Origin of the sequence: Nodosilinea sp. LEGE 07298, from assembly GCF_015207265.1 — a bacterium.
Lineage (GTDB): Bacteria > Cyanobacteriota > Cyanobacteriia > Phormidesmidales > Phormidesmidaceae > Nodosilinea.
This window is the reverse complement of sequence record NZ_JADEXE010000214.1, coordinates 1-11786: the sequence shown is the minus strand read 5'-3', so window position 1 is coordinate 11786 and position 11786 is coordinate 1. Positions and strand designations below refer to the sequence as shown.

Annotated in this window: 10 protein-coding genes; 7 read left to right on the top strand and 3 right to left on the bottom strand. The window is 57.5% G+C overall.

Annotated features, from left to right (window positions below):
- The first annotated feature begins 212 nt into the window (after positions 1-212).
- From IQ273_RS23410 to IQ273_RS23400, 3 genes are all read left to right on the top strand, one after another.
- The gene (locus IQ273_RS23410; RefSeq protein WP_228053672.1) at positions 213-2210 is read left to right on the top strand and encodes a glycosyltransferase; all 1998 of its coding nucleotides are present in this window, start codon (positions 213-215) and stop codon (positions 2208-2210) included.
- Between the two features lie 83 nt (positions 2211-2293).
- Complete coding sequence (locus tag IQ273_RS23405; protein WP_194025566.1) at positions 2294-2965, top strand: DUF2726 domain-containing protein; 672 nt, start codon at positions 2294-2296, stop codon at positions 2963-2965.
- Positions 2966-3040: 75 nt separating this feature from the next.
- Positions 3041-4303 (top strand): lipid-A-disaccharide synthase-related protein, encoded by a 1263-nt coding sequence (locus IQ273_RS23400; RefSeq protein ID WP_194025565.1) that lies wholly within the window; start codon positions 3041-3043, stop codon positions 4301-4303.
- On the opposite strand, the gene IQ273_RS23395 is transcribed toward IQ273_RS23400, so the two are convergent.
- Positions 4273-5619: a D-alanyl-D-alanine carboxypeptidase gene (locus IQ273_RS23395; protein WP_313898213.1), complete on the bottom strand. Its 1347-nt coding sequence runs from the start codon at positions 5617-5619 to the stop codon at positions 4273-4275. The genes IQ273_RS23400 and IQ273_RS23395 overlap by 31 nt on opposite strands.
- 444 nt (positions 5620-6063) lie before the next feature.
- Between IQ273_RS23395 and IQ273_RS23390 the strand changes: the two genes are divergently transcribed.
- From IQ273_RS23390 to IQ273_RS23380, 3 genes are all read left to right on the top strand, one after another.
- Positions 6064-6729 (top strand): Fe2+-dependent dioxygenase, encoded by a 666-nt coding sequence (locus IQ273_RS23390; RefSeq protein ID WP_194025563.1) that lies wholly within the window; start codon positions 6064-6066, stop codon positions 6727-6729.
- Between the two features lie 238 nt (positions 6730-6967).
- Positions 6968-8248, top strand: coding sequence for an imelysin family protein (locus IQ273_RS23385; RefSeq protein WP_228053671.1), 1281 nt, complete (start codon positions 6968-6970; stop codon positions 8246-8248).
- Positions 8245-9657 carry a di-heme oxidoredictase family protein gene (locus IQ273_RS23380; protein WP_194025562.1) on the top strand — a complete coding sequence of 471 codons (1413 nt, stop codon included), beginning with the start codon at positions 8245-8247 and terminating at the stop codon, positions 9655-9657. The genes IQ273_RS23385 and IQ273_RS23380 overlap by 4 nt, the downstream gene beginning before the upstream one ends.
- 333 nt (positions 9658-9990) lie before the next feature.
- On the opposite strand, the gene IQ273_RS23375 is transcribed toward IQ273_RS23380, so the two are convergent.
- Positions 9991-10725 carry a GAF domain-containing protein gene (locus IQ273_RS23375; RefSeq protein WP_194025561.1) on the bottom strand — a complete coding sequence of 245 codons (735 nt, stop codon included), beginning with the start codon at positions 10723-10725 and terminating at the stop codon, positions 9991-9993.
- Positions 10726-11021: 296 nt separating this feature from the next.
- On the opposite strand from IQ273_RS23375, the gene IQ273_RS23370 reads away from it, so the two are divergent.
- Positions 11022-11240 (top strand): NblA/ycf18 family protein, encoded by a 219-nt coding sequence (locus IQ273_RS23370; protein WP_194025560.1) that lies wholly within the window; start codon positions 11022-11024, stop codon positions 11238-11240.
- A gap of 127 nt (positions 11241-11367) precedes the next feature.
- Here IQ273_RS23370 and IQ273_RS23365 read toward each other — a convergent pair.
- Positions 11368-11786, bottom strand: a 419-nt coding sequence (locus IQ273_RS23365; protein ID WP_194025559.1) for a hypothetical protein, incomplete at its 5' end; no start/stop codon positions are given.

Here is an 11786-nt window from a genome sequence, read left to right as displayed (position 1 = left end):
TAGCAGGCACGTTCAGCCCTTGAGCATTCAAGCGCAGCATATGCGCACGGTCACGGGTCCGATAAGGAACTGTCTGAGCTTGCCGCAGTTCACTTAAGGTACGGTCTTCCTCCTCGGTCAAAATGATACGCAATGGGGCGGGCATAAGGGGGCTTTCTAGTTAACCCTCCCATCTTACGTTTAATTCAAACTCCCTACTTAAGTGAATCACTATGACGTCTTCTAAGCATACGCCCCTACCCATGGGATCACAGATCAATCGGCTGCTGCTGATATTAATCGCTGTGTTTGGTTTTGTCGGGCTTTACATGCTCCAAAACCCTGGCTATTTAGCGCTATGGGATGTATTTGGTCTGATTAGTTTAGGCTTTGTCGGTATTTGGCGCTGGTCCTGGTTTATTGTTCGGATGATTAGGGCCAAATTTTATACGTATGGGGTGTTTCCTCGCTGGCGTCGAGCGGCCAACAAAGTGCCCGTTGAGCACTTTCCCCACATCTGTTTTTTGGTGCCTAGCTATCGGGAGCAGCCCTGGATTAGTGAGCGAGTATTTCGGGCGATCGCACGGGAAGCCCAGACCCTCGCACAACCGATCACAGTACTCGTTAGCAGCAGTAGCGATGACGAAAATCAGGCTATTCATCAGATATTTGAACAAGCCGATCCCGGACTCACATCAATTCAGCTGATTCAAATGACCCAGAAAGACGGCAAGCGAAAGGCGATGGCCGATGGTCTACGCGAACTGGCCCGCCATGATCTGCCAGCAGATACCGTGATTGCCTTAATGGATGGTGACTCGGAATTAGGGCAGGAGGTTTTGCGCCGGTGCCTGCCATTCTTCCGGCTGTTTCCCAAAATGGGTGCTTTGACAACAGATGAAGTCCCCGTAGTTAAGGGATCTCCGCTGTTTTCGGAATGGTTCCACCTGCGCTTTGCTCAGCGCCATTATCAGATGTGCTCGGATGCGCTGTCTGGCAAAGTGATGTGTCTGACGGGGCGATTTTCGCTGTTTCGGGCCAGTCTGGCGCTACAGCCCTCGTTTATTGCTCAGCTAGAGAACGATGCGTTACAGGACTGGCTTTGGGGACAGTTTAAGTTTTTGTCGGGGGATGACAAAAGCACCTGGTTCTGGCTGCTAAAACGCAAGTTTGATATGCTCTATGTGCCAGATACTCTGGTCTACTCGATTGAGACGGTGTCGGGTTCTATCGTGGACCGAGCCTATAGCAACATGCGCCGCTGGTATGGAAACATGCTGCGCAATAGCAGCCGAGCCATTGCGCTAGGGCCTCAAACGACCGGCTGGTTTATTTGGTACAGCCTTCTCGATCAGCGGTTCAATTTTTGGACTTGTCTGATTACGCCTTGTTTTCTACTGGTTTCTCTATTGACGGGTCAGTGGCTATCGGCGGGAGTAGTGACCGCCTGGATTCTTTTAACTCGGCCCTTGATGCTGATGCTAATTTTTTGGGGTCGGGTGTCTCACCTGAAGTTGGTCCATCTGCCGCTGCTGCTTTTCCATCAGTGGGGGGCCTCGCTGGTTAAGATTTGGACCCAGATGAACCTGGCTCAGCAGAACTGGAGCAACCGGGGTAATCAAAGCATTTCTGCGGCTGGTACTGGGGTTCGGAGGGTCGTCAAGCAGGGAACATCTAGCCTTTTACTGTTCTCCCAACTGTTTGTCTTTGGCATTATTCTTTGCTCGCTAGCAGGAATTTTGAACCCCCTTTGGGATATTGCTGGCTTGCAGCTGGCCTATCAGGACCGCCATAGCGACCAGCCCATTCAGGTAGTCAATGCCATCGACTATGGAATTTGGCCCAATGACAACCAGGACGATGCGATCGCCCTACAGACCCTGATTGCTGAACTACCTGCACAGCAGGCAATCACCATTCAGCTGCCGCTCGGTCGGTTTGACTGGCTACAGCCGATTGCGATTAACCGCGGCCATCTCACCATTCGCGGCTATGGTCCCGAGCGCACCGTGATTCAAACCTATGATGAGCAGCTTGATTTCAAAGCTCTGCTACAGGTTCAGAACGTCCAGAGTGCCGCCGCCGAGTCGGTAGAGATTTATGGTGTCACCTTGCAGTCTCCGACTAATCAAGAATTCAAGGTGTCTGTAATCGATGGCTTAACGCTGACCAGGTCCACCGCAAACTCTGTCCCAGAACCATCGAAGCCAGTCAGTCGCGGCAATTCTTAGCCGTTGCATTAACCGGGTAGGGCAGCTATCGGCATCGAGCTTGGGCATCCTAGCCTTGCCATTTATGGAGAGGTTTGCCCCAGGTGTCGTTACTTATTCCCTTGCTGGTTATTGGTGCAGTTATTTTGGCCGGGTTAGCAGTGCTCTCTAGTAGCCAGGGCACAGCGTCAAAACCATCCGCCCCCACTCAGCCTACCGCCGACAAAGAGACCCATACGGCCCAGACCTACACCTACAGTTGTCAAAAATCTCTGTTTACCAGGGCCGAGCTTAGCTTCTACCGCGCCTTACAGGAAGCGACGACCGATCGCTATCACGTCTTTGGCAAAGTGCGGGTGGCCGACGTGCTCAAGCCGCAGACCGAAAACCGGGGCGACTGGCAGCGGGCGTTTAACAAAATCTCGGCCAAGCACTTCGACTTTGTACTGTGCGATCGCGATCGTCTCAGCGTTTTAGCCGCCATCGAGCTAGACGACAACAGCCACCAGCGCGTCGATCGCGTCAAACGCGACGACTTCCTCAACCAGGCGGTCAAAAGCGCCGGACTACCCCTAATTCGCTTTCCGGTGCAGACAGCCTACAATCGCGAAGCCATTCAGCACCACATTGCCCAAACCCTAGGCCCGCACCAGCCAGAGCAGTCTCAGCCAGCACCCAATCAAACGGCCCAACCCCTAGGCCAGCTTCAGCCAAAGCAGGCCCAGGCAACACCCAAGCCCAAGCCAAAACCTAAGCCGCGCCCCGCCCAGCCCTAGCTACCCAGCTCCTATCTCCCCCCTGTGCTCTATACATTTTCTGTTAGGGTTGTGGGTGATATTGAGTCCCTGACAATGAAGCTACTCTGCATTAGTAACGGCCACGGCGAAGACGGCATCGCGGTTCGCATTCTCAAACAGCTGCGTAAGCTACCGGGTTCGCCTAGCCTAGCGGCCCTGCCCATTGTGGGTGAAGGTCGCGCCTACGAGAAAGCAGGTATTCAAATTCAGGGACCGACCCAGGCCATGCCCTCCGGCGGCTTTATCTATATGGATCGCCAGGAGCTGGTGCGCGATTTGCAGGGGGGGCTGGTGGGGCTAACGCTGGCCCAGCTCAAGGCGGCGCGGCAGTGGGCCAGCAGCGGCGGCAAAATTTTGGCAGTGGGGGATATTGTGCCCCTAGCGATCGCCTGGCAGAGCGGGGCCGAGTATAGCTTCATTGGCACCGCCAAGTCAGAATATTACATTCGTGACGAAGCTCACCGTCTGCCCGGTCGTCCGCTGTTGGAGGGCTGGTCAGGCTCAGTCTACGTGCCCTGGGAACGCTGGTTGATGGCGCACCCCCGCTGCCAAAGGGTGTTTCTGCGCGACCAGCTCACCGCCAACACGCTGCAAAAGCTGGGGGTACCTGCCCTCTACCCCGGCAACCCAATGATGGATGAGCTAGAGACTCGCGCCGACACACTGGCTAAGCTCACCGCGACGTTTCCCCCGGCTCCGGCCCGCCTTAGCCTGGCCCTGCTGCCTGGCTCACGCGCACCCGAGGCCTTTGACAACTGGCAGCGGATGGTGAGCGCGATCGCATCGGTGATGGAAACCTTCGGCGATCGCCAGGTTCGCCTGCTGGCCGCCCTGGCCCCCGCCCTCAACCTGGCGGCCTTTAAAGACGTATTGCTCGATGCGGGCTGGCAGCCGGTGCTCGGCGAGTACCCGATGTTTCAGCGCGGTAATGGCGTGCTGGTGCTGACCACCAATGCCTTTGCCGAATGTCTGCACCTGGCCGATGCGGCGATCGCCACCGCCGGTACCGCCACCGAGCAGGCGGTCGGTCTCGGCAAACCCGTGGTCACCTTCCCCGGCCCTGGCCCTCAGTTTACCTACGCCTTTGCCGAGGCCCAGTCGCGGCTGCTCGGTCCGTCTATTCTTTTGCTCGACGACCCTCAGCAAACGGGGGCCGCTCTACAGAATTGCCTGGCCGATGGCCCTCGGCTACAGCAAATTACCGAAAATGGCCGCCGCCGCATGGGGCCACCGGGGGCAGCGGGTGCGATCGCCCAAATTCTCCACCAGCACTACGCTAGGCCGCCCTATTCCGACGCCACATCCTGGGCCACCTGATTGCGGCTGGGGTCGCCATAGCGAAATGGCCCTGTCTGCATTCGTACCTTGGTTCGCATCTCGGCGGGTGCTTCGGCAGCCCCCCAGTGGGCCTGAATCGCCCGCAGCAGCTGGTCTTGCTGTACCCGCAGGTCGGGGATATCCCAGCCCTTGTTGATAATGGCAAACCACACTGGCCCCTTCTCAGCAGTGGGCACCATCCCGGCCAGGGCGCTGACCTCGGCCAGGCTGCCGGTTTTAACCGCAGCGGTGGGGGGCAGACGGCGATCGATCAGCGTGCCGACATCCTCCCCCGCCACCGGCATCACATCTGCCACCGAAAAGCCCTGGGCACCTAGCTCTTGCTGCATCGCCACCGTCATCGCCACCGCCACTCGGGCCGACATCTGGTTATCTGTGCCCAGCCCCGACCCATTGGCGAGACTGAGTTCCCCTGCCGGCAGGTCTGCTGCGGCGATCGCTTTGGCCATCACTTGATCTGGTCCACCCGCTAGCTCGGCCATCATTTCGGCCATCGCGTTGTTGCTGTAGATATTCATCGCTTTGAGAATGGCCACCAGCGGCAGCGACTGGTGCCGCACTACCCAATCGATCGGCACATTCTCCAAGTCTGCAGCTGGAATCCAGCGGGCCGTTCCATCAATTTGTAGACTGGGCTGGGGCGTGCCGGGGGGCAGGTTACCGTAGGCCTGGCGCGTCTCCCAGGTCCAGCTAGAGGTAGACATCACCTGCGTTAGCGCCGTGAGCGAATCGTTCAGATCTTCCTCAAAGTTCATGGTGAAGGAGCCTGTCACCAGCACATCCCCCGTCACCCGCTGAATGCCCAACTCTTGCAGGCGATTGGCCAGCACAATGCCTTCTTCCCACACCAATAGCGGGTCGCCGCTACCTTGGATCACCAAATTGCCGTCGAGCACGCCATCATCCTGTAAGGTGCCGTGCAGACCGACCAGAGTATCGAAACGGTGGTCGAGAGGCCAGGTTTTGAGTGCCGCCAGCGTCGTCGCCAGCTTCGTCAACGAGGCGGCGGGCATGAGCACACTGCCCCGGTGCTCGGCGATCACGCTCTGGCCCACCTGAATCCAAACGCCTTGGTCGGGCACTGACCAGCCCTGCCGCCGCAGCCCGGCGACATAGTCAGCCACGATCGCCTCTACCACGGGGTCACGGGTCAGCTCGGCAATCCACGGCGACTGCCACTCTACTTGAAGGGCGGTAGAGTTGAGGCCCGAGGGCTGTAGCAGCTTTGGTTCTCCCGTGCCTAAAAGGATTGAGAACAGGCCTAGGGGCAGGGTCAATAGCGGTAGGGAAGCCACGGATTGCGAATCCTCCACGCGGTTACGGCTTGAGCGATCGGTCCAGGTTCCCCGACTAAGATACATCAGTTGATTGGAAGTGGGTGGATAGTGGTTCCTGAGCGGAGTCGAAGGGGGTGGATGAGTGGATGGGTAGTGGTCCCTGAGCGGAGTCGAAGGGGGTAGATGGGTAGATGGGTGGATGGGTAGTGGTCGCTGAGCGGAGTCGAAAGGGGTGGATGGGTAGTGGTCGCTGAGCGGAGTCGAAAGGGGTGGATGGGTAGTGGTCGCTGAGCGGAGTCGTTCGCGCTAGCGTCTCCCAGAGGGAGAAAAGGGGTGGATGGGTGGATGAGAGCTGAGCTTAGGCATGAGTTACCAGCCTTAACCCTGTGCTATTCAGATTAGAGTGTAAAGCCTGTGCTATGTGGCTCCTCATACCCTAACTATTTTTAAGCCGATCTTTCTATGATTGTCTGTATTTCTGACCTGTTAAGCGCCGATGAGGTAACCCGCCTTCGTGATGGCCTGGCTCAGGCCGAGTTCGTGCCGGGGGAAACAACGGCGGGCTGGCACGCCAAACTGGTCAAGCAGAATCAGCAGGCGGCTAAGCAGGAGGCGGTTGACCCGCTGAAGGCTCTGGTGCGGCAGGCGATCGCCCGAAATGCGCTGTTCCAAGCCGTAGCCTGCCCCAAAATCATCCATTCCCTGCTCTTCAGCCGCTATGGTGCGGGCATGAGCTACGGACGGCACACCGACAATGCGCTGATGGGCGGGGCCAACTTCTATCGATCAGATGTGTCGTTTACAGTGTTTTTGAGCGAGCCAGAAGCTTACGAGGGCGGCGAACTGGTGATTGAAGAAGCCGACAGCGAGCGGCCCTACAAGCTGGCGGCAGGCAGCGCGATCGTGTACCCATCCACTACGCTGCATCGGGTTGAGCCGGTGGTCAAGGGCGATCGCACCGTGTGCGTCGGCTGGGTGCAAAGCCTGGTGCGCGATGCCGCCCGCCGCGAAATTTTGTTCGATCTCGAAACGGTGAAGCGCACGATGTTTGCCCAAACCGGCAAAACCCCCGAGTTTGACCTACTCACTAAAACCACCGCCAACCTGCTGCGCCGCTGGGCCGAGTAGGGGCAAACGGTGATTGCCCTCTAGGCAAGAATCGCTATCAACAAAATAATCTGTTGTCAATCTGAGGGCCGCCGTGTCAGCAAATCCTCAGTGCTTGCATACCTCAAAAGCCAAACCAACCAGGGCATTGCATCTTCTGCCCGTCTTTTGCCAATCTTTTGACTCCGTTGCTATTTGACAGTGATTCGCATTTGAAATACAGTCTAAAACTATCGTTTGAACTTGTTTGGGTTTTTCCATGAACGCTCGTTATAAGGCCGTAGACCTGTTTTTGGCTGCGGGGTTAATGGTTGCCGGAGCACCAGCTGCCGTGGGCGCAGCGGTCATGCCTGGGATGACTTCTGCCGACAGCAGTGCCGAGGCAACGCTGGTGGGCCAGGGAGCTGTCTGTCAACCTGTCGCAGTGGATGGTGGCGGCGAAGGCGGCGGCGCTGAGGGTGGCGAAGGTGGCGAGGGCGGCGAAGGCGGTGAAGGCGGCGCAGCTATGCCTTCGGAATCTCCTGAGGCCGTGGTGCTTGCGCCTGAAGAGCAGTTTAGCGATCGCGAAATCATCACCGACTTTGTCGATGCCCTAGTGGTACCCAATTATGAGCAGCTAACCGAACGATCGGGCGAGCTATCGGAGGCGATCGCCGCCTTTGTGGAAGAACCCACTGAAGAGACCCTGACCGCCGCCCGCGAGGCCTGGTTGGCGACCCGCCACCCCTGGGAGCAGAGCGAAGCCTTTGCCTTCGGCCCCGCCGCCTCGCTGGGGCTCGATGCCGAACTCGACGACTGGCCCCTTAACGAAACCGACGTGCAGGCGGTGCTAGAGAGCGAGAATACCCTCACTCCCGAGTACGTAGCCGGGTTGCAAACCAGTCAGAAAGGCTTCCATGCGATCGCCTATCTGCTATTTGGCACCGATGCCGACAAGCCCCTCGATGCGTTTACGGAGCGCGACTTGGAATATCTAGCTGCCATTGGCCCTGTCTTGGATCAAACCGCTAATGCCCTGCTGCTCAGCTGGACTGAGGGCATTGACGGGTTTCCGGCCTATCGCCGTGAGTTTATCGAGGCTGGCGAAGACAGCGGTGCTTACCTAACCGTGCAGGCTGCCGGAGAAGAAATTGTGCAGGGCATTCTCGGTATTTTAGACGAGCTGGGCAATGTCAAAATTGGCGAGGCGCTCGAAACCCAGAACCCGTTTCTGCTAGAGGCTCGCTTTGCCCAAAGCTCGCTGCAAGACTTTGAGGACAACTTAGTCAGTGCCCAAAATGCCTACATGGGCGATTTTGCGGCGGGCGACACTCAGGGTAAAGGGTTACAGACCTTTGTAGCTTCGGTCGATCCGGCCCTCGATGCCGAAATTCAGGCCCAGATGGCGGCGGCCCAGGGGGCGATCGCGGCTATTCCCGGCCCCATCGAGACCTCCCTGTGCGACCCCAGCGCTCGACCCCAAATCGAAACCGCCCAGGACAGCATCTTGACGCTGTTTGAAACCTTTGAGCAGCAGGTGCTGCCCCTGGTGCAGCAATGATCCGCTTCTGGCCCAGTTCCCGATACCGAGGGCAAACCTGGCCGCGTCACCTAGCCCTGGGATTCGTGGCGCTAGCGGCTGGGATAGTGCTCTCGGCCCTGCTGCGATCGCCCGCCTATTCGCAAACCCCTCGCCCCCAGGCGGGCGGCGACACTACCATCTACAGCCGCACCTCCCGCGCCTTTGAGCAACCCGCCCCCAACTTAGATGCTCACTGGGCCGAGCGCCACGCCGTGGGCGATTTGGCCTTTGAGGCTGCCTTTGTCACCGCCCCAGCCCAGGTCAACCCTGGTCTTGGCCCGCTGTTTAACGGCACCGCCTGCGCTGGTTGCCACATCAAAAATGGGCGCGGTCTGCCCGAAAAAGGGCAGCGGGCGGTGCGGGTCAGCCAGCTAGAGCCCGGTCACGGCGCGATGCCCGACCAGCCCTACGCCCAGGAGGTTGAGTCACCGGGGGGCAATACGCTTGGGGTACCCGGCATTGGTCTACAGCTACAGGAGCAGGGGGTATACGGCCACGCCCCCGAAGCCATTGTGCAACTGGACTGGGCAGAGCAGACAGACACCTACGCCGATGGCACTGAGTATCGGCTGCGATCGCCCCAAATCACCCTACTACAGCTCGATAACACCCCACTGCCAGCAGAGATTGCGATCTCAAACCGCATTGCTCAGCCGGTGTTTGGGGCCGGTTTGCTAGAGGCCGTGCCCGAGGCTGAGATTATGCAGCGGGCCGATCCGAGCGATCGCGACGGCGACGGCATTTCGGGCCGCCCCAACCAGGTGTGGAATGTGGTCGAACAGCGCCCTACCCTGGGCCGCTTTGGCTGGAAAGCCAACACCCCCACCCTGTTGCAGCAGTCGGCTTCGGCCTATGTCAACGATATGGGCATTACCAACCCTCTCTTTCCTGACGCCGATGGCCAAACCGACATCGACCAAGACACCCTAGAGGCAGCGGAGGCCTATGTACAGACCATTGCGGTGCCCGCCCGTACCCTCATGGATGACGCTCGGGTACAGCGGGGCGAGCGGCTGTTTGCCACCGCCAACTGCACCGCCTGCCACCTGAACGAACTCCGCACCGGTACCCACAAAATTCCGGCGTTGGCGAACCAAACCATTCACCCCTACACCGACCTACTGCTCCACGATCTGGGGCCAGGGCTGGCCGATGGGCGGCCCGACTTTGAGGCCACCGGTCAGGAATGGCGCACCCCGCCGCTGTGGGGCGTGGGGCTCACCCAGACCGTGCTGCCTTTCTCGGGCTTTTTGCACGACGGTCGCGCCCGCACCCTAGAAGAAGCCATTCTCTGGCACGGCGGCGAGGCTGAGCGAGCGAAGGAAGCGTTTCGAGCCATGGCGGCAGACGATCGCGCCGCGCTGATTCGGTTTCTGCGATCGCTCTAAGCTGGGCGTCAACGCAGCTGAGCGTGATATAGCCAGAGACGCCTGAGTTAGGACATCGATAAGCCTGAAAACGTTCAAACGTTTGAACGCCAGTCTGACAGATGTCCTAACCTGATTGGCTACAGCTATACCAAATCTAGATCGCAGGAACCCAGTGCCCATACAGCCAAACTGTATGGGCAAACGGCATTTGCCCTGCCGCATCGGGGGAAACTAAGCAGAATTTATATGAGTCCTGCCAATTCATTCTTGATAGGACAAAACGCTAGTGGCACCAACTAAGCCCACTGTTGTATCCACCTCCGTTGAAGACGTGTCAGGCAGCCAGGCTGCCTACTCTTCCATCAAGGTGTCTTTTTTCTCTAGGTTTGGAAGCAAAATGTCTGCCACCTCAGGAAAATGCCTTTGCATACAGTTGTCGCATACTCCGTGGGTAAAACCGACCTCCGAATAATGTTGAATGAACGCTTCCACGGTTGACCAGTATCCCTGGTCGTCCCGAATACCCTTGCAGTACGAGCAAATTGGAATCAATCCGGCCATTAGCTCCATCTTCTCCAGCGCCTCAGCCAGTTGCGAAGACACCCGCTGGAGTTCTAACTGCATCACCACCTGGCGCGCTAAAGCTTCTAACGTTTTGATCTGATAATCGTTGAGGGTCCTGGGTTTTCGATCAATGACGCATAGCGTCCCCAGGGGGTGACCACCAGGCGAAATCAGCGGAACTCCAGCATAGAACCGAATGCCTGGCTCACCCGTCACCAGCGGATTGTCGGCAAACCGTTCATCCTCGGCAGCATCCTTTACAATCATGACGCCTGAGCGCAAAATAGCGTGGGCGCAAAATGATACATCTCGGCTAGTCTCCCGCGCCACCAGACCCACCGCAGATTTGAACCACTGACGCTCTGCGTCAACCAGGCTAATCAGCGCAATGGGTACATCACAGATGTAGGCGGCAAGAGAGGTGATGTCGTCATAGGAGTGCTCAGCGGGCGTATCTAAAATCTTGTACTGCCTGAGCGCCTCAATCCGATCGGCTTCTTGGCTAGGTATTTTGGCTTTCATTAGGTGGCCACGCTGCCTTACGTGATTTCTTTCCTAAAAGTCATTTTAAAAAGCTCTCCCAAGAGAATGTAACTTGTGGACTAAGACTTGACAGTGCTTAATGTGTGTTGTTCCAGCAAGGGTTAGTTTCGGGGAGTGATCTGCTTGGATAGCCGGTCAGGCGGCGCTTCCATGGGTTGAAGGCCCTGAAAGCGGAATGATGGGCCAAGCCACATACCACGCAAGGCAGAGATTCCCCCAGGTCGTTTAATAAAGTGTTACATTGATATGTAAGTTGTATTAAAAGGAATGTCACCATGGATATTCGCCAAGAGTTGCCCCTCGAACAACAGTTTGAACTTCAGGTGTTTGAGCAGCAAGTTCAGTCGCTTTCTCCAGAAGACGCTCGCGCTCTGCTCGTGCAGCTTAAAGAATCGATGCTGTACCAGACCACTACGTTTCGAGAAATTCTTAAAGACGCCTGGGGTATTGGTAAAGGCCCTGATTTTGGACAAGAAGCATTGGTAGAGGGATAATCTCCTGAGTTAGAAACGCCAATGTTCTCACAACAATTTATGCTCAGGGCTCAGATTAGTTAATAGCCCGGTTTTCTTCAATTACGTTGGAAAAGCCGGGCTATTGTTTATTAAGGCCACGGTTTGATCAAGACTGCTGTAGGGCCAACACTTGGTCTGTGGTCATGGGTTCGGCGGTCATAGTGTAGAGTACGCCGTCTCGCACCGAAACAAGATTTAAGTAATAGTTAGCTTCTCCCGGTTTGCTAACGGCGTAAACCCTGACTCCAGAGTCGAGGGAGAGCACTTCGCCCGTCACGTTGCTGAGGGTGTAGCCCTGGGCTTCTAGTCGGGCTTGGAGATCGCTGGCGGCCCCGCGCCAGCTGCTGCTAACGGGGCTGCGCCAACAATCAGCTAACCCTTCGCAGGCAGCCTGCGCCCCGTCCAAGTGGGGAAAATTAGCGTAGAGGGCAGGGGGGGCAGGTTCAGAAGCGGCGGGCGGCGGGACAAACGCAGGTTCAGGCTCGGCAGCAACTGGCTCCGGTGGCGCTGACGGCGGTTCTACCG